The organism is Thauera sp. DNT-1, from assembly GCF_055393985.1.
Window position 1 is genome coordinate 456,082 of record NZ_AP043752.1, and the last position, 17,977, is coordinate 474,058.

Annotated in this window: 16 protein-coding genes and 2 pseudogenes; 11 read left to right on the plus strand and 7 right to left on the minus strand. The window is 65.1% G+C overall.

Going from position 1 to position 17,977, the window contains the following annotated elements:
• Positions 1-26: 26 nt before the first annotated feature.
• From ACZ5PP_RS02070 to ACZ5PP_RS02090, 5 genes are all read right to left on the minus strand, one after another.
• Positions 27-3,146: an efflux RND transporter permease subunit gene (locus tag ACZ5PP_RS02070; protein WP_464826669.1), complete on the minus strand. Its 3,120-nt coding sequence runs from the start codon at positions 3,144-3,146 to the stop codon at positions 27-29.
• A gap of 15 nt (positions 3,147-3,161) precedes the next feature.
• Positions 3,162-4,274, minus strand: a complete 1,113-nt coding sequence (locus ACZ5PP_RS02075) for an efflux RND transporter periplasmic adaptor subunit (protein WP_464826670.1) — start codon at positions 4,272-4,274, stop codon at positions 3,162-3,164.
• The gene (locus ACZ5PP_RS02080; protein WP_464826671.1) at positions 4,271-4,837 is read right to left on the minus strand and encodes a hypothetical protein; all 567 of its coding nucleotides are present in this window, start codon (positions 4,835-4,837) and stop codon (positions 4,271-4,273) included. Before ACZ5PP_RS02080 ends, ACZ5PP_RS02075 begins: the two co-directional genes overlap by 4 nt.
• Before the next feature lie 17 nt (positions 4,838-4,854).
• On the minus strand, positions 4,855-6,123 hold the full coding sequence (locus ACZ5PP_RS02085) for a TolC family protein (RefSeq protein ID WP_464826672.1): 1,269 nt from the start codon (positions 6,121-6,123) through the stop codon (positions 4,855-4,857).
• A gap of 615 nt (positions 6,124-6,738) precedes the next feature.
• Entirely contained in the window at positions 6,739-7,077 is a 339-nt protein-coding gene (locus tag ACZ5PP_RS02090) for a DUF4148 domain-containing protein (RefSeq protein ID WP_464826673.1), read from the minus strand.
• Between the two features lie 169 nt (positions 7,078-7,246).
• Here ACZ5PP_RS02090 and ACZ5PP_RS02095 point away from each other — a divergent pair, with 169 nt between their 5' ends.
• Positions 7,247-7,933, plus strand: a complete 687-nt coding sequence (locus ACZ5PP_RS02095; protein WP_464826674.1) for a heavy metal response regulator transcription factor — start codon at positions 7,247-7,249, stop codon at positions 7,931-7,933.
• 2 nt (positions 7,934-7,935) lie between these two features.
• Positions 7,936-9,282 (plus strand): heavy metal sensor histidine kinase, encoded by a 1,347-nt coding sequence (locus ACZ5PP_RS02100; RefSeq protein WP_464826676.1) that lies wholly within the window; start codon positions 7,936-7,938, stop codon positions 9,280-9,282.
• Between the two features lie 73 nt (positions 9,283-9,355).
• Here ACZ5PP_RS02100 and cadR read toward each other — a convergent pair whose 3' ends face one another.
• Positions 9,356-9,790 carry a Cd(II)/Pb(II)-responsive transcriptional regulator gene (gene cadR / locus ACZ5PP_RS02105; protein WP_464826677.1) on the minus strand — a complete coding sequence of 145 codons (435 nt, stop codon included), beginning with the start codon at positions 9,788-9,790 and terminating at the stop codon, positions 9,356-9,358.
• 109 nt (positions 9,791-9,899) lie between these two features.
• Here cadR and ACZ5PP_RS02110 point away from each other — a divergent pair, with 109 nt between their 5' ends.
• From ACZ5PP_RS02110 to ACZ5PP_RS02135, 6 genes and pseudogenes are all read left to right on the plus strand, one after another.
• The gene (locus ACZ5PP_RS02110; RefSeq protein ID WP_464826678.1) at positions 9,900-10,529 is read left to right on the plus strand and encodes a cation efflux transmembrane domain-containing protein; all 630 of its coding nucleotides are present in this window, start codon (positions 9,900-9,902) and stop codon (positions 10,527-10,529) included.
• A 49-nt stretch (positions 10,530-10,578) separates the two neighbouring features.
• Positions 10,579-11,238 (plus strand): ArsR/SmtB family transcription factor, encoded by a 660-nt coding sequence (locus ACZ5PP_RS02115; RefSeq protein WP_464826679.1) that lies wholly within the window; start codon positions 10,579-10,581, stop codon positions 11,236-11,238.
• A 48-nt stretch (positions 11,239-11,286) separates the two neighbouring features.
• Entirely contained in the window at positions 11,287-11,727 is a 441-nt protein-coding gene (locus ACZ5PP_RS02120; RefSeq protein WP_464826680.1) for a hypothetical protein, read from the plus strand.
• A 26-nt stretch (positions 11,728-11,753) separates the two neighbouring features.
• Positions 11,754-12,095, plus strand: coding sequence for a DsrE/DsrF/TusD sulfur relay family protein (locus ACZ5PP_RS02125; protein ID WP_464826681.1), 342 nt, complete (start codon positions 11,754-11,756; stop codon positions 12,093-12,095).
• Between the two features lie 202 nt (positions 12,096-12,297).
• Positions 12,298-12,438 (plus strand): annotated as a pseudogene (locus tag ACZ5PP_RS02130) (class I SAM-dependent methyltransferase); the annotation flags it as partial.
• 32 nt (positions 12,439-12,470) lie between these two features.
• Positions 12,471-12,815, plus strand: a complete 345-nt coding sequence (locus ACZ5PP_RS02135; protein WP_464827079.1) for a class I SAM-dependent methyltransferase — start codon at positions 12,471-12,473, stop codon at positions 12,813-12,815.
• A gap of 260 nt (positions 12,816-13,075) precedes the next feature.
• On the opposite strand, the pseudogene ACZ5PP_RS02140 reads toward ACZ5PP_RS02135, so the two are convergent.
• Positions 13,076-14,734: pseudogene (locus ACZ5PP_RS02140) on the minus strand (helicase-related protein); the annotation flags it as partial.
• 739 nt (positions 14,735-15,473) lie between these two features.
• Between ACZ5PP_RS02140 and istA the strand changes: the two are divergent.
• Genes istA through ACZ5PP_RS02155 form a run of 3 tightly spaced genes read left to right on the plus strand, consistent with a single transcriptional unit; the run spans position 15,474 to position 17,918 of the window.
• A complete protein-coding gene (gene istA, locus ACZ5PP_RS02145) occupies positions 15,474-16,964 on the plus strand; it encodes an IS21 family transposase (RefSeq protein ID WP_464826137.1) in 1,491 nt (496 codons plus the stop codon).
• Positions 16,951-17,709, plus strand: a complete 759-nt coding sequence (gene istB, locus ACZ5PP_RS02150; RefSeq protein ID WP_004359139.1) for an IS21-like element helper ATPase IstB — start codon at positions 16,951-16,953, stop codon at positions 17,707-17,709. The genes istA and istB overlap by 14 nt, the downstream gene beginning before the upstream one ends.
• On the plus strand, positions 17,706-17,918 hold the full coding sequence (locus tag ACZ5PP_RS02155; RefSeq protein WP_004359146.1) for a hypothetical protein: 213 nt from the start codon (positions 17,706-17,708) through the stop codon (positions 17,916-17,918). Before istB ends, ACZ5PP_RS02155 begins: the two co-directional genes overlap by 4 nt.
• Positions 17,919-17,977 lie beyond the last annotated feature (59 nt).

The window sequence follows — 17,977 nt, forward strand, 5'->3', positions numbered from 1 at the left end:
GTTTGTGCAGGGGGAGGTGAGCAGCGTCAGAATGCCTCGGCGTTCCGATCGTCGAGCAGACGTTCAGCGTCACGGCGACCGAAGAGCCAGAACATTGCCGGGGTCAGGAAGGTATCCAACAGAGTCGAACTGATAAGGCCCGAGAAGATCACCACGGCAACCGGATGCAGAATCTCGGTACCCGGGCGCTCAGCCTCGAACAGCAGCGGTGCAAGCGCAAACGCAGTGACCAGCGCGGTCATCAGCACCGGCGACAGACGCTCGATCGAGCCGCGCAAGATCATCGAGTGGTCGAAACCCTCGCCCTCGATTCGCATCAGGTTAAGGTAATGGCTGACCTTGAGGATGCCGTTGCGCACCGAAATACCCGCGAGCGTGATGAAGCCGACGAGTGCCGCGACCGACAACGGCTGACCTGAGATCCACAGACCAATCACTGCCCCGACCAGCGCGAGCGGGATGTTCGCCATGATGAGGGCCGAGAGTCGAACCGACTTGTATCGGCTGTAGAGCACGACGAACATCAGCACAAGCGAGACGATCGACAGCAACCCGACGAGCCGGGAAGCCTCTTCCTGGGCCTGGAACTGCCCGCCGAGGGTAATGAAGTAACCCTCGGGCAACTTCAGGTCGGCCACGACGGCGCGGATGTCCTCGACGACCTCCGAGAGCGGACGTTGCTGCGCGTTGGCCGAGAGCACGATGCGGCGCTTGCCGTCATCTCGGCTCACCTGGTTCGGGCCGTCTCCATCCTCGATTGACGCGAGCTTCGACAAGGGCACATGTCCGGTCGGCGTTTCGATCAGTATCTGTGCCAGCCCGTCGACCGATCGCGCCGTTTCGGGCAGACGCACGACCAATGCGAACCGCCGGCCACCCTCGACGATCTGGGTGACCTTCTCGCCCTCGACGAGGTTCTGCAGCGCGGCCAGAATCTGCGGCGCTGGTACGCCGTAACGGGCTGCCGCTGCATAGTCGATCCGCACCTTGATCTGCGGGGCGAGCACTTGCTTCTCGATCTCCAGGTCGGCGAGCCCCGGGATGGCTGCAAGCCGCGTTCGCAAAACGTCAGCCTGTCCGCGCAGGCTATCGAGATCCTCGCCGAAAATCTTGATTGCGATCTGAGAGCGCACGCCCGACAGCATGTGGTCGATGCGATGCGAGATCGGTTGCCCGATCGCGATTGCCGCCGGCAGATTGACCAACCGCGACCGAATATCGGCGGTGATCTCACCCATCGAGCGGGTCAACTCACCGGCAGGCCTTAGTCCCACATCGAGCTCGCTGACGTGGACGCCTTCCGCATGCTCGTCAAGCTCGGCCCGTCCGCTTCGACGTCCGACGTGTGTCACTTCGGGAACCTGTTTCACGAGCACTTCCGCTTGTTGCGCGAGCGCTGTCGACTCTGCCAGGGTGACGCCCGGGTTGAGTCGCATGCCGATCAGCAAGGTCCCTTCGTTGAACGGCGGCAGAAAAGTCGTCGGGAAAAACGGTACCGCAGCGGCAGCGATCACCACTGCAACCCCACCCGCTGCGAGGGCCGCCTTGGGATGCTCGAGCACCCCCTGCAACGTCCCGCGATAGCGCGCCTTGAGCCAGGCGAGCAGGCGCGTGTCACCGTGATCGAGAGATTTCATCCGGGGAAGCAGGTAGAAGGACAGCACCGGCGTCACGGTGACCGAGACGATCAACGATGCGAGCGTGGAGACGATGAACGCCACGCCGAGCGGCACAAATAGCCGCCCCTCCATGCCGGGCAGCGCAAAGAGTGGCAGGAACACCAGCACGATGATGATCGTCGCGTAAAGGATCGCCGAGCGCACCTCCATCGTCGCGCGGGCCACGAGTTCGATCGGATGCAGCCGATGATCATGATGCTTCGAACGATCCTCCTTCAAGCGTCGCAGCACATTCTCGACGCCCACAACCGCATCATCGACCAGCCCGCCAATCGCAATCGCAAGACCGCCTAGCGTCATCGTGTTGATCGACTGCCCGAAATACTTGAAGACAAGGGCCGTCATGAAGATGGATACGGGGATCGCGGTGAGCGCGATGATCGTTGGACGCAGGGTGCCCAGAAAGAAGAAGAGGATCGCCGCAACGAATACCGATGCGCCAATCAGCTTGCCCTGTAGCGTGGTGATCGACGCTTCGATGAAGGTCGCCTGACGGAACGTCACCTCCGGCGCTTCCATCCCCGCCGGAAGCGATTTCTTCATCTCTTCGAGCGCAGTTTCGATCGAGCGCGTCAGGTGAATGGTGTCTGCCGTAGGCTGTTTCTGGATGCCAAGGATCACGGCCGGTTTGCCCTCGAAGCCGGCGTCCCCCCGTTTGGGTGCCGCCGCGAAGGTAACGGATGCAATCTGACGCAGCAGGATCGGCTGGCCATCACGTGCCGTGATCGCGAGGTTCTTAAGATCGTCCAGGCTCGAGGTCCGCCCGAGGTGGCGGATGAGGTATTCGCGACCGTTCAGTTCGAGAAAGCCCCCCGAAGTGTTCGACGAGAACCCTCTGATCGCACCTTCCAACTGCTCCAGCGAAACGCCGAGCTCGGCCATTCGGCGGGTGTCAGGCTGGACCTGGAACTGCCGCACTTCCCCGCCGATCGGGATGACTTGCGCGATGCCGGGAATTGCCATGAGGCGAGGGCGCAGGATCCAGTCGGCGTACTCGCGGACCTGCATCGGCGTGATCTTCGCAATGTCGATCGGAATCGCGATCTGCATGATCTCGCCCATGATCGAACTGATCGGCCCCATGCGCGGGATCACGTCTTCAGGCAATCCTTCCTCCATGGCCGAGAGACGTTCCGACACCATCTGCCGTGCGCGGAAGATCTCTGTGCTCCAGTCGAAGGTCACGTAGATGAAAGACAGCCCCGAACTCGAGGTCGAGCGCACGGACTCCACGCCGGGCAAACCATTCATGGTCGTCTCAAGCGGGAAGGTGATGAGTTGCTCGACCTCCTCTGCTGCCATGCCACCGGCCTCGGTCATGATCGTGACCGTTGGCTTGTTGAGATCCGGGAATACGTCCACGGGTGTTCGCGAAAGCGTGAACGCACCGTAGGCCATCAGGACCAGGCTGGCGATGATCACCAGCAGCCGGTTCCCGAGGCTGTTGTCGAGTAGCCACTTGAACATCTGATGTGCTCCCCGTCAGCGGATCTGGTTGATCAGCGTGGCGGCACGCGTGGCGACCCGCTCACCGGCTTCGAGGCCAGACGTCACCGCGACATTCACGCCGTCCAGTGGCGCGATGGTGACGGTTCGCGACTCGAAACGCTCGGGCGCCGTCTTGACCCAGACGATGGTCTGGTTTGCCGGATTTTTCAGCACCGATGCTGCGGGAACGCTTACACCCTGCTGCGTGCTGCGCGTCTGCACGTAAACCTCGACAGGTTGTCCCACGGCAAGCCGGGTCAGCGCATCACCGTCGGCCGTAAAGGCAAGGGGTAAGGCCTGCTCGCGCAGGCTGCGGGCGGCACCGATGAAAGTGAGCGGAATCCGCTGTTCGCCAACGGCGAGGGTTGCCGAGGCAACATCTGCCGCGACCTCGGGATCGTAGGCGAGCGCCTCGATGCGCAGCCGCTTCGGGTCGACGATCTCGAACACGAGCTCGCGCGCATCGACGACCTGGCCTGACACGGCGTTGCTAGAGGCAATCACACCGCTGACAGGTGCAGTAAGGACATCGCGCGCATTCAGGCCACCACCGATCGCTCTCGATCGGGCAGCCAGACTGGCAACTTCGCTTTCAGCAGACTCGATCTCCTTGCGCGGGACGGTGTCGGCGAGCTCCTTCAGGCGCGCAAGGCGCTTCTCCGCAAGCGCCCTCGCCGCCTGCAGTTCGGCGAGTTGCGCGAGCTGGTTAGACCGTTCGATCTGATCGATCGAAGGAATGACGTGAGCCAGTACGTCACCCTTCTTCACGGTCTGTCCGACGCTCGGCAAGCCATGCGGGCCCGCCTCCAGGCGCCCAGCCATCATGGCCTGCACCTTCCCGCCTGCGTTCGGGTCCATGACCACCTTGCCAGCCAGCGCGGTGGTACGCGGCAATTCACCGGTTTCCGTGATCAACGTGCGAACGCCGATCTGGCGTTGAGCCGGCTTGGGCAGGAAGACGCTGCCATCGGCTTGCCGTTGTGGCCCATTGCCTCCCGCAACAGCCGGACCTTGATCGCCATGATCATGGCCTTCGCCGGCAAAGGCGTTCCACGAGGCACTGGCCGATACCAGCGCCAGAGCAGCAATCAGGACGCTAAGCTTCATGCGGCACCTCCAGTCGATCGATTGCGGGAGCTTCCCCTGCGAAGCGCTGCCCAGCCGATGAGGCCCAGCACGAGCACCCCTGCGCCGGCCCAGGTTGCGTACGGTTTCATGCCGGTTTCGGTTGTTTCCTCGTGCGTCACGGCCGCAAGCTCCTCGTGCACATCAAGTTCTGTGGCGAGCAGATCGGCGTCCTCGCCGGCCACGACGGTCGCTGTGACGGACACGACGCCAGGCTTGAGCGAGTCCTGCAGCGTGGCTTCGAACTCGCCGTCGGCATGGGGCTCGAGTGCAATCGCAGTGTCATCGAGGGCCAGATCCACCTTAGCGTCCTTGACCGGACTGTTATCGGCGAAACGGTCGAGATAGACGGTGAGGTTCTTGCCATTGACCACGCCGACCATTTCGAAGAGTTCAGAGACGGCAGTGAATCGCGGCAGTGCCGGACCGGCCGTGGGTGCGGGCGACTCACCGTGGTCGTGTCCGTCACCGGCCAGGATCTGCGGGGCAAACCCGGCAAGCACTGCAGCAAGGCTCCATGCCGCCAAGTTGTGAGCGTTTCTCATGTGGGGGTTCCTATCGTTTATTCGGGAAGCAGACCCAGCGCTTGGCGCTGAGCCGAGATGGCGGCTGCCAGGTCGATGTGAGCACGGGCAAGCTGGCGTTCGGCCTCGGCCGCCTCGAACTCGATGCGCAGGCGGGTCGGCAAATCGGCCTCGCCGAGGCGAAACGCCTTCTGGAAGAAGCCGCGTGACGCCTGAGCAAGTTCGGCGCGCCGCTCGGTGGCAGTGAGTTGCTGCCTTGCCGACTCGACGCGTACGCGAGCCACATCCGTTTCAGCCAGCAAACGCTCACGCTCGATCTGAAGCTGCGCCTCGGCCTCGATCGCTTCCGCACTGGCGCTGGCGACGCGCGAACGACTGCGTGAATCGGAGCCGAACGGAATGCGCAAACCCACTGTGACCGTCTGCTCCCAGGGCTCACTCGAGGCGCCTCGCTCACGCGTGGTCGCGAGAGTCAGTTCAGGATTCGCGCGGCCCTGAACACTGGCAAGCGTCATCGCGCGCCGCGCAACGCTGACCTTGTCTCGTAGCTCAGCCATCGCCGGATGAGCCGTTTCGAGCGTGTCGATCGGGATCGCGGCGGAGGATATGGGCTCGGGCGTGGGAAGCCCACTGGCGATCCGCTCCGGCGCGACGCCAGTGAGCGCGCGCAACTCCTGTCCGGTCTCTGCGAGCGCGCTTTCAGCGGCGGCGACGACCGTCTCCGCCGTGGCTAGCGCACCGTCGGCCTGATGCTGGTCTGCGCGCGCAAGATCGCCAGCCTTCACACGCCGACTCACGTCATCGACTAGTTCGCGGGCATTCGCGAGACCTTCCCTGGCCAGCGTGAGGTCGATGTAGGCTCGCCGCCAATCCCAGTAGGCCGTGCGTACCGCTGCGGCAGTGCGCAACTGCGCGGCGCGGGCGCGGCTCGTGGTTGCATTCAGTTCGGCCGCAGCGAGCGCTGCGGTAGTGGAACGTTCGCCCGGCAGCCAGATCGGCATCGCCACACCGATCTCGTATTCGCGGCTTCCGCGATTGCGGTCGAATTGATCCGTCTTGCCTGCCACCTCGAGGGCGGGCGGCTCGACGAGCCAACTGTCGGCACTGTCGCGGCGGGCCTGCGCCGCCTCCTGCTGGGTCGTGAGCGACCGGGCTTCAGGCTGACGCGCCCAGGCTGCCTCGAAAGCCTGCCTCAGCGACAGCGTGTCACTCGAAACCGGCACCGTGGGCTGCTGCGCCCAGGCGCCGCTGACCGCGAGACCGAGAAAAATGCCAGCCAGCCACTTGATACGAAATATCTGAAACATCCAATTCTCCGTTGATGGAAAGACACGGGGAATCGGCAGAGGGGGATCAATTCGATCGCAACAGACGCGCGAACCGGCCGCTCAAAGCGGCAGGAACTCGGGAAAGGGGAGTAAGGCGACCGCCCTGCCGATCAGGCTGGGCGGTCCCATTTTGGACGGTCGGGCTCTGCGGCGTGTTCCGCAAGCTGCCACGCTGAAAGCGTATCGATTGGCTGGGAGTTCAAACCACCGGGGCAAATCGCGCCCGACGCGCTCGCTAGCGTTGCGGAGCCAATCCCGTGGCAGGACGCGCAATCCACGTGCGCCCCCTTGGCCGGACTGCCTTTCTCGTCAACGCTGTCGCCCGCAGTGTGGCGGTGTTCGTGGTGTCCGAAATGGTTCGCAGCGGCACCTGATTCATGTGCGCAGTAGACGCCCAGCGCCGCCCATCCCAGTTGGACGGGCAGCAGGACGAGCAGGAAGATTGCAAACCAACGACGCATGGACTGAATTCTAGCGATAAGGGCGGTTCATGGTCGAGAACGAGTCTTGCGAACTGCAACGCAGCGGGCACCTTGCTGAGACGCCCAGTGCGACGCATCGGAACCATCCGGCGGATCGCACTGGCCGAGCACATCATGAACCACGGTACAGATCATTCATGTACCTGCGCTCCTGAGGCGTCATATTGGTGAGCTCCTTGATGACCTCTTCACGGGTTTTGCCGGGTCCGCTCACACGCGACGGCACCGGGAGGCCCCGCTGGAGATAAAAATAGCTCCCATCGGCCTTCGCCTGCTCAAGTTCGCGCAATACCTCGGCCCGGGTCTTCGTGCTCGTAGAGTGATCGGGGTGGAATGTGAAGCCCTGCTCTCCGGGAGCAGGATGCCACAGCGAATTCGCCTGTACGACTGCAGGTACGCTGAGCATGGCAGCGAGGAGCGAAAGGGTGGCTGTGGTGCGGATCTTCGACATGGTGAGACTCCTTCGTTCAACGTGAGATGAAGCGCACGGCTGCGGCGGCCCGGGGGGCTCCTGCACCGAACACGGCGCTGACTTTAGCCGCCCAACCTCGTCAGATCGCGAACTGCCGGATTACGATTTCGTAATGTCATGGCGCCAAGGTCTCCGCGATAATCCGTGCATGAAAATTCTGGTCGTTGAAGACGAGCCCAAGCTCGCCGAATACCTTCGCAGGGCGCTCACGGAAAGCAGTTACATCGTGGATGTCGCCCACAGCGGGACCGAGGGCCGCCGCCTCGCAAACGACGGGCATTACGATCTCGTCCTCCTCGACGTCATGCTGCCGGGCCTGGATGGCTATGCCGTGTTGCGCGAGCTGCGCCGGGACAAACATGTACCGGTCTTGATGTTGACCGCGCGAGACAAGGTCGAGGACCGGGTCAGAGGACTGCAGGCGGGCGCCGACGACTACCTTGTGAAGCCGTTTGCCCTCTCCGAACTGCTTGCACGCGTGCAGGCTTTGTTGCGGCGCGGTACCTTGACGCCGACTAGCCAGCAAACCATGGTGCTTCGCATGGCGGATCTCGAAATCGATCTGGTGCGGCGCAAGGCTTCGCGAGCGGGGCAGCGGCTCGACCTGACGGCCAAGGAGTTCGCGTTGCTCACCTTGCTGCTGCGCCGACATGGGCAGGTTCTCTCTCGCGCCGCGCTGGCGGAGCAGGTATGGGACATGAATTTCGATAGCAACACGAACGTAGTCGAAGTCGCTGTCCGGCGATTGCGCGGCAAGATCGACGACGCCTTCCAGAAGAAACTGCTGCACACCGTGCGCGGCATGGGGTACGTCCTTGAGGACAGGGAGACCTGAGGATGCCCAATCCCCGTTCCCTGGGGCGCTGGTTATCGTCGTGGCTCGCCGTGCTGACCTTCCTGGGGCTCGGCGTAGTCTGTTCGATCGTCTATGTGACGAGTCATCGGAATTTCGCCAGCAAACAGGCGGAGGAGCTTCGGCACAAGCAGAACGTGGTTCGCCATCTCGTCAGCGAGATCGCGACGCAGGACGACTTGCCAGGCCTGCGTCACAAGTTGGACGACTTTTTCGTTGGCCATTCCGATCTCGAGTTGCGCTTGATACAGGGTGACGACACCCTCGTGTACGCGACGTCGGCGCGATCACGCGCTCAGGCCGACCTTCGGCGTCTTGAGTTCGACATCCCTTTGCCTTGGTCGCGTACAGCCGTGCTCCGTGCCGAATTGGCGCTCGACAGCAGCGCCGACCGGCGCTTGTTGATGCACTTGGCGTGGACACTGCTTCTTAGTGCCCTGTCCGGGGCCGTCCTTGTCTCGGCTGTCGGTACCTGGCTGATACGGCGAGCACTCTTGCCGGTACACGATCTCGCACGGCAAGCGGCGAGCCTCAGTCCTGAGAGCGTCGGAAAACCCCTGGACGGGTCCGCACAGGCGCAGGAGCTTCAGCCCTTGGTTGCACAATTCAACGCGCTCCTCATTCGATTGGACGACGCCTATCAACAGTTGGAGGGATTCAATGCCGATGTCGCTCATGAGTTGCGCACCCCCCTTGCTACCTTGATCGGCGAGACCGAGCTCGCGCTGAACCGAGAACGCAGTCTCTCCGATCTGCGCGATGTGCTTGGATCGAACCTCGAGGATCTTCATCGTCTGGCAGGCATGGTTAATGACATGTTGTTCTTGTCGCGGGCCGATCGCGGTGAACACCCGCGTCGGCGTCCTGTCTCCAGCCTTGCGGAGTTGGTGACCGAGGTCGTCGAGTTTCACGAGGCTTCATTGCAGGAAGCCGGAGTGAGTGCGCATGTATCCGGTGACGGCTCCGGCGCCTTCGATGCGGGATTGATTCGTCGCGCACTCTCAAACCTGTTGGCCAACGCGACACGGTTCGCTGAGCGCGGGACGGTGCTCGAGGTCGTCATCAAGCCGGATGGAAATGATCGCATTTGCCTGTCCGTGCACAACAAGGGCCCGGTGATTCCCCCGGAGCATTTGCCTCGCCTCTTTGACCGGTTCTATCGAGTTGATCGGGCGCGCGAGCACGGCGACCACCATCATGGGCTCGGATTGGCGATCGTGGCGGCAATTGCGCGAATGCACGGGGGAGCCCCGTTTGCCCGCTCGGCCGCCGGCAGTACGTGCGTCGGCTTTACCGTCGTCGGATCGCCCGCGCACGCCCACGCGGATTGAAGCCGGGCTGATGATCACTCCGTAACGAATCCCGTCAGGAGGGTGCTCGTTGAGCGCGTGCGAAGTCTCCCGGCTAATTGGAACGCTCGTCGTGGCACACACAGGCATCGCCCAGCGTCGGCGCTTCGAGTTCATGGAGGATGCCGCATTGCGCTGCACGATCCGGGGCATCGCACTGGCTGCGCAGCACAACGAGTTGGTGCTCGAGCGTGCGCAGGCTGTCGAGGCGTGCGCGGACCCGGGCGAGTTGAGTGTCGATGAGCGTGTTCACCTCTGCGCACTCGGCAGACGGATCGTCCACAAAGCGCAGCAGCCGCGTGATGTCGGCCAGGGCAATGTCCAGCGCCCGGCAGTGACGAATGAAGGCCAGGCGCTCGAGATGCATGCCTGCGTAGGCCCGATAGCCGTTGTGGCTGCGGGCAGGCGCGGGCAGCAACCCGATCCGCTCGTAGTAGCGGATGGTCTCGACCTCGACATGAGCAGCCTTGGCCAATTCACCGATCTTCATCGCCTGCTTCTCCTCATTGCGACCTGTCACCAGCTTAGTCGCTTGACCCTGTAGCGGCTACAGGGTGTGTCATGCACGCCAGTCCCTTTCCCACCAACAGGAGAGCGCCATGTCCGGCTGTTGTTCCCATTCCGCCTGCGATGCCAGCGCAGCGAGCCCACGTTTTCGCCAAGCCTTGTGGATCGCGTTAATCATCAATGGGGCGATGTTCCTGGTCGAGTTCGTCGCCGGCCTCGCTGCCGGCTCGGTCGCCCTATGGGCCGACGCCCTCGATTTCGCCGGCGACGCCGCCAACTACGCGCTGTCGCTGACCGTGCTGTCGTGGGGGTTGATGTGGCGGGCGCGCGCGGCCCTGCTCAAGGGTGTGGCGATGGCGCTGTTCGGCACCGTCGTGATGGCGCGCGCCCTGTGGGCCTTCCAGCAAGGGATTACGCCGGAGCCGCTGACCATGGGTGCAGTCGGGGTACTCGCACTGGTCGCCAATGCGGGGGTGGCGCTGATGCTCTATCGCTTCCGAGGGGGTGACGCGAACATGCGTTCGGTGTGGCTATGCAGCCGCAACGATGCAATCGGCAATCTCGCGGTCATCCTCGCGGCGGCAGGCGTCTTCGGTACCGGCAGCGCCTTGCCGGACCTCATGGTCGCGCTGATGATGTCGGGGCTCGCGCTGTGGTCGGGACTGCTCATCATCGTCCACGCCCGACGCGACATGGCCGACGCAGAACAGGCTCATCCTTAAGACCAAGGGCACCACTTGCAAACATACGCACGCTTGTTAGAGTGTGCGTATGAAGACCAACGTTACCAAGTCCTCCCTGTACGAACACGTCGCCCGCATCGGCAAGGCGCTATCGAGTCCGAAGCGGCTCGAGCTGATCGAACTGCTCGCCCAGGGCGAGAAGACGGTGGAGACGCTCGCGCAGCAGGCGCGCATCGACATGCGTCTGGCCAGCGCCCATCTCAAGGCGCTGCGCGAGGCACGCCTGGTCGAGAACCGCCGCGAGGGCAAGTTCATCCATTACCGGCTCAGCGGGCAGGACGTCGCCGAGCTGTGGCTCAGCGTCCGCGACGTGGCCGAGGCGCATTTGCTGGAGCTGCGCCTTGCGCTCGAACAGATGAGCGCTGCCCCCGACCTGCTTAGCCCGGAGAGTCTCGAGTCCCTGCTCGCCAAGGCGCGCAGCGGCGACATCGTCGTCATCGACGTCCGCCCAGAGGCCGAATACGTGGCCGGGCACCTGCCTTTCGCGCGCTCGATGCCGCTGGGCGAGCTAGAGAAGCGCCTCGCCGAACTGCCGGCCGGCAAGGAGGTGGTCGCCTATTGTCGCGGACCCTTCTGCGTCATGTCCGATGAGGCGGTCGCCCTACTGCGCGAGCGCGGCTTCAGCGCACACAAGATCACCGACGGCGTCACCGAATGGCGGGCAGGCGGCTTACCGGTCGAACGTTGACTCACCCAACCGCAAGCAGAAGCGGCAACAAAAGCGAGGAGACATCGCATGAAGAAAATCACATTCACCCTGCTGGGCGTCCTGTTCGGCGTGTCCGCAGTCGCGGCGGATATGTCGATGGCCGTGCCCGGCGCACAGACCGCCGCCGGACAAAGGGTGCTGACCTTCATCGCCAAGGATCCGCCCGGGCAGCGCTGCAACGGAAACCTGCAGGTGGCGGCCGAGATCGCCAACACCTACCGCGTGCCCATTCAGTTGCTGCCCTCGAGCCTGGCAGAAGGCTTGCCCGCGCCGGCCGTGTTCTACGGTAACCAGTTGATCGTCGCCGACGGCAAGGAGCACAACGGGGCGGCCAGCTACCAGATCGTCGCCGACATGCTCGATCTCGAAGGCGTGGCCAAGCAGGAAAAATCAGGCCTGCTGCTCCAGGACACTGTGCGACGCGACTTCGACGCCTTGAAGGCCACGATCAAGTCGGGCGGCAAGTAATCCCTGTCACGAACCAGGACCGGATCATGAACACCCTCTTCATTCTCAACGACGGCCCCTACGGCACCGAGCGCAGCTACAACGGTCTGCGTCTGGCCCGTGCGCTGGGCAAGCTCCAAGGCGAGACGGTACGCGTCTTCTTGATGGGGGATGCGGTGGCCTGCGCCAAGGCCGGGCAGAAGGTGCCCGAGGGCTACTACAACGCCGGCGACATGGTGCGCATGGTCGGGGGCGAGGTGGTCCTGTGCGGTACCTGCATGGATGCGCGCGGCTACACCGACGAGGACGTCGTGCCCAACGCGCGCCGCAGCACCCTGAAGGAACTGGCCGAATGGACCGCTACCGCCGACAAGGTGCTGGTGTTCTGATGGAGCGCTCACGCGCTGGGCGTCGCGGGCTACGAGAACGTGCGCCTCGTGCAAGGCGGCTTCCTGCAGTGCAATACCAAGGACAACTTCGGTACCGCGGGCGAGTCCGCGGGCCCGCTCAACCATTGGGACTCTCATGAAGGGGCGCGAAAGCGGCATGCCCGACGAGGCCTACTGGGCCTCGTTCTTTGACCCTCACGCCATGCTGGATCGACTGCTGGTGCCGTACGACAGCACCCACGGCGTGCTCGAGTTCGGCTGCGGCTACGGCACCTTCACCTTGCCGGCAGCAAGCCGCACGCGCGGACAGGTAACGGCGCTAGACATCGAACCGAGCATGGTCAGCCTCGTCGCGCAGCGGGCAAGGACGCAGGCTTGGCGAATGTCCAGACCGAGGTTCGTGACTTCGTCGACCATGGCACGGGGGTGCCCGATAGCTCGCAGGGGCATGTCATGGTCTTCAATCTGCTGCATATCGAAGACCCACTGGCACTGCTGCACGAAGCGCATCGAGCCCTTCAGCCTGGCGGTTTCCTCTCGGTGATCCACTGGCGCAGCGACATCGATACGCCGCGCGGGCCACCGCTGGCTATCCGGCCCAAGCCGGAACAATGTGCAGGCTGGCTCGCCGAGGCCGGATTCAATTCGGTTCTTCAAGAAAACCTCGGCTCTTCGGCGCCGTATCACTTCGGGATCCTGGCAAGGCGGGGAGCTCGCTGACCTTCCCTGCAGGCTTGTTGAGCCCGAGCAGCAGTTGATCAAGCCTATCCTGCCTCGCACGCGGGACAGGTGCAGCGATGGATTGGCACGGGTAGGACGGGCACCCATCTACGATGGTGTCGATCGGCCCCCTATGGGCACATACCTGACACGGAAGGTGTGCGAGCAGCTGGGCGCACAACGGAAATCGGCCCCGAAGGGCCGCGGAAGAACGAACTGAAGGACCGGCGACCCGAAGGCCGCCGGCGTGGGGTGGTGGATCAGGCCCCAACGAGTTGCCGGGCCAGGGCCACCTCGACGGAATCCCCGTCTTGATTCAGGATATCGAGCCCTGATTCGGGCACGTCTCCCGACGTGCTTTGCGAGACCATGATCTTCCTCGCCATCAACCCGAGGCAGGTCATCTGCGAGGAGTTGGCATAGCCGAGGTAGATCACGCGCACCGGCTGCTTCTGGCCGATGCGCCAGGAGCGCCGGGCGGCCTGCTGCAACGAATACACGTTGTAGCCCGACTGCATGAACACGATGGTCGGGAACTCCAGCAGGTCCAGACCGGTTTTCACCAGCTCGGGATTGGTGATGAGCACGTCGATGTCACGGTCCAACTGCTCGGCGATCCAGTCCTCGCGGCGGGCCGCATCCACGCTTGCGCGCAGCACCGCCACCTTGAAGCCTTCCTGCTCCAGCACCACCTTCAGGCGCGACGTGGTATCTCGCGTGCCGGTGTAGACCGAATAGACCAGGGTCCTGCGACCTTCCGCCTTCTCCTGCCTGCAGATCTCGATCAGCCCGCGTTCCTTGGGCATCACTTCCAGCTCGTTGAACTGAGCGGGCACGAACGCCAAGGTGTTGCGCGTGCGCGGATGCACTACCGTCTCCGACCTGAAGCAGCAATCCGGCCAGGCCAGCAGGACATTGAGGACCACACCGAGCAGCGCCGTGTCGCGCCTTGCCAGGGCCTGTTTCAGCTCCTGGGTCAGCCGACCTGCCAGATCGCGGTAGGCCACGGCTTGTGCCGTGTCCATCGTGACTTCGCGGAACTCCTCGTCATAGGGCGGCAGCACGTTGCCACCGATGTCCTTCAACTTGAGGAAGACCGTGAACGGCAGGACGCAACGCAGCACACCCTTCGGACCGAAACCCGGCGCCTTGACCGTGCGCACCGATACCTTGGTGCCCTTGGCCGTCTTGTGCGCCGTGCCGGTACTCTCGGAATAGATGTCCTTGAGCACGCCGTGATCGCGCATGAACGCCATCGCGGCCGACGTCATGCTCCCGCTCTTCGTCGGCCGGTAGCCGTCTTCGATCATCCGCCCCGGCAGGGCTCGAAACAGCAGGTGGAACAGGTCGTCGCCGTAACCGCCCATCAGTGTGCCGGTGAGCAACAGCGTCTTGCGCGCCTTGGCCGCCAACACCCCCATGGCCTGCCCCTGGGCGGAGCCGCCGTTCTTGTACTCGTGCGCCTCGTCAGCGATGAGCAGGTCGAACGTACCTTGGGGAAGCTGCCTTTTGATGAACTCGGACGGCTGGTAGCCGCCCTCGCCGAAGCCGAATTCCATGTTGGCCATCGCGCGTTCCATGCGGTGCGCCTGACGATCCGAGAATACCAACTCGCCGCGGTCGTCCATCAGGTTGATGAACTCGTGGATGTTGTCCCCGAGCATCGACGCGAGGAACGCATCGCCGAACTTCTGCATCAGCTTCTGCGCGGTGATTTCGCCGATGGTGGGAATACGCTTCAGTGCCTTGAGCACGGTCGAGGACTGGTCACTGGCGGACAGGCCTCTCGGGCGGATCAACGTCCACAGCGGTGCGGCGCAATGGCTGCACTTGCGACGGGTCTCTTCGGCTGTTAACGGCGGTCGATTCCCGCACAAATCCGGCGTCCACCGCCGGCACGGCACAGCATGACCTTGATCTGGTGAGCGGATAGCGGCTGTTTGCTTGATGGGGTCAGGGGCGTTGGAAGGCGCCCGTAGGGCGACTGGAAACGCCCCTGACCCCGGCGCGCCGATGGCGGGCGGGGTGTTCGTGCAATCGGGAGGGAGGGCGTTTGGCACCCGAGTGGCCGATGCGCGCACAATCGGGCTCGGCCTGTGGCAACGCAGGCGCGACACCGGCTCAAACCGCCAAGTCATCCCCAGTGTCGCGCCCCACACCCGCGCAAGGCTGCGCGGTCGTTGCGCCCGTAGTCTTTCACGAAGTGGGCGCTGGCGTCGAGTCTCCCACGGGCCTCAAGGCCCATGGAGTCGACCGGACGACGCTATCTCTGTGCCGCGTGCCGCGCGGCAGTGCTGATCTGTAGCCACTGTGATCGGGGGCAGCGCTATTGCGCCGCCGGCTGCGCCCAGCGTGCCCGCGCGGCCTCGCTGCGGGCAGCCGGCACGCGCTACCAGGCGAGCTTTGCGGGGCGCCTGGCGCACGCGCAACGCCAGCGCCGCTACCGCGCGCGACGCCAGGAAGTGACGCATCAGGGTTCCCCGCCGCCGGCCCCGCCTGTTGAAGTAAGGACCGCGCCGACCGTGCCCGAGTCCGTACCGTCCGCGAGCGGGCAGTGCCACCTGTGCCACCGCGCACTGTCCCCGTTCGTGCGTCAGGACTTCCTGCACTCCCCGGTTCGGCGCCCCTGTCCGCGATCCGAACGGAGTCCGCCCCGCCATGGCCCTGTCCCCTGAACACGAAGCGCAGATCCTGCGCTACTACCACGCCGAGCGCTGGCGCATCGGCACCATCGCCGTGCAGCTCGGGCTGCACCGCGACACCGTCGCGCGCGTGCTCGCCCAGGCCGGCCTGCCCCGGCACGGCCCCGTGCAGCGCGCCTCGGCGATCGACCCCTATCTGCCCTTCCTCCACGAGACGCTCGCCCAGTTTCCGCGCCTCACCGCCGCGCGGCTCTACGACATGGTGCGCGCACGCGGTTACCCCGGGCGCCCCGATCACTTCCGCCACCTCATCGCCCGCCACCGCCCGCGCCCGAGCGCCGAGGCCTACCTGCGGCTACGCACCCTGCCCGGCGAGCAGGCCCAGGTCGACTGGGGGCACTTCGGGCACCTGACGATCGGGCGCGCACGCCGTCCGCTGATGGCCTTCGTCATGGTGCTGTCGTGGTCGCGCCAGATCTATCTGCGCTTCTTCCTCGATGCGCGCATGGAGAACTTCCTGCGCGGCCATGTCGGCGCCTTCGAGTGCTGGGGCGCGGTGCCGCGCATCGCCCTCTACGACAATCTGAAGAGCGCGGTGCTCGAGCGTTGCGGCAACGCGATCCGCTTCCACCCGACCCTGCTCGCGCTCGCCGGCCACTACCGCTTCGAGCCGCGCCCGGTGGCGGTGGCGCGCGGCAACGAGAAGGGGCGCGTCGAGCGCGCGATCCGCTACGTGCGCGAGGCCTTCTTCGCCGGATGCGCCTTCGCCGATCTGGACGACCTGAACGCGCAGGCCCAGGCCTGGTGCGAGGGCGCCGCCGGTGCGCGGCGCTGCCCCGAGGACGCCTCGATGACCGTGGCCGAGGCCTTCGCGGCCGAGCGCGAGCGCCTGCTCGCGCGGCCCGAGACACCGTTTCCGACCGACGAGCTGCGCGCGGTGTCGGCGGGCAAGACCCCGTACGTGCGCTTCGACCTGAACGACTACTCGATCCCCCACACCCATGTGCGGCGCCCCCTCACCGTGTGCGCCGACCCGCTGCGGGTGCGCATCCTCGACGGCGAGGACGTCATCGCCACCCACGCGCGCAGCTACGACCGCCGCCAGCAGATCGAGTGTGCCGCGCACCTCGAGGCGCTCGTCGCGCACAAGCACGCGGCCCGCGCCCACCGCGCCACCGACCGCCTGACGGCGGCCGTGCCGGCCTGCCAGGCGCTGCTCGCCCAGGCCGCCGAGCGCGGTGAGCCGCTCGGGCGCACCACGCGCGCGCTCACCGACCTGCTCGATCGCTACGGGGCGGGCGAACTGGCCGTCGCCGTCGACGAAGCACTCGCGCGCGGCGTGCCGCATCCCAACGCGGTACGCCTGGCGCTCGAGCGCCGGCGCGAGGCGCCCCCGCCGCTGGGCGTGCCGCTACCCGCGCATCTGAAGACGCGCGATGTCACCGTGCGCGCCCACCCCTTGGCCGGCTACGACCGCCTGCTGGAGGACAACCATGACGACGCCTGAACCGCTGCTCGCGCGCGCCCGCGCGCTGCAACTGCATGGTGTGGTGAGCCACTGGGCCGAATGCGCCCAGGCACCGTGGATCGCCCCGCTCATCGAGTGGGAGGAGACCGAGCGCGCCCGACGCTCACTCGAGCGCCGGGCGCGCTGCGCGCACATCGGCCGCTTCAAGCCGCTGGCCGACTTCGACTGGCGCTGGCCCGAGCAGTGCGACCAGGCCGCCATCGCCGAGCTGATGACGCTCGGCTTCCTCGAGACCGCCACCAACGCCTTGCTGGTCGGCCCCTCCGGGCTCGGCAAGACCACCATCGCGCAGAACATCGCCCACCAGGCGGTGCTGCGCGGGCACACCGTGCTCTTCACCACCGCCGGCCAGCTCCTGGGCGAGCTCGCCGCGCTCGACTCCGACTCGGCGCTGCGCCGCCGCCTGCGCCACTACGCCAGCCCCACGCTCCTGGTGATCGACGAGGTCGGCTACCTCTCCTACTCGAACCGCCACGCCGATCTGCTCTTCGAGCTCATCAGCCGTCGCCACGAGAAAAAGAGCACCCTCATCACCACCAACAAGTCCTTCGCCGAATGGTCCGAGGTGTTCCCCAACGCCGCCTGCGTGGTCGCGCTCATCGACCGCCTGGTCCATCACGCCGAGATCATCGCCCTCAAGGGCCCGTCCTGGCGCCACAAGGAAGCCCAGGAGCGCGCCGCCACCAACGCCCGCAAACGCAAATCCGCACGGAGTCCCGCATGAAGACCGACCACCCGCCGTCCGGGCTGCTGCGCGGCCTGGACCTGCTCATCGACGCCGACTGGACGCCCGAGCAGGCCCGGGCCGTGATCGAGCTGCTCGACGATCTGCGCGAGCGCATCTGGGCGCACTACGAGCTCGCCCTGTTCGAGCACTACCGCCAGGACCGCCTCACGCAGGCCGAGCTGCCGTTCGACGATCCGTCGTTCTGATCGAGCCGCGCCCCCCAGCACAACGAGGGCCGACGCGCGCGGCCCTCGTGCCGTTTACG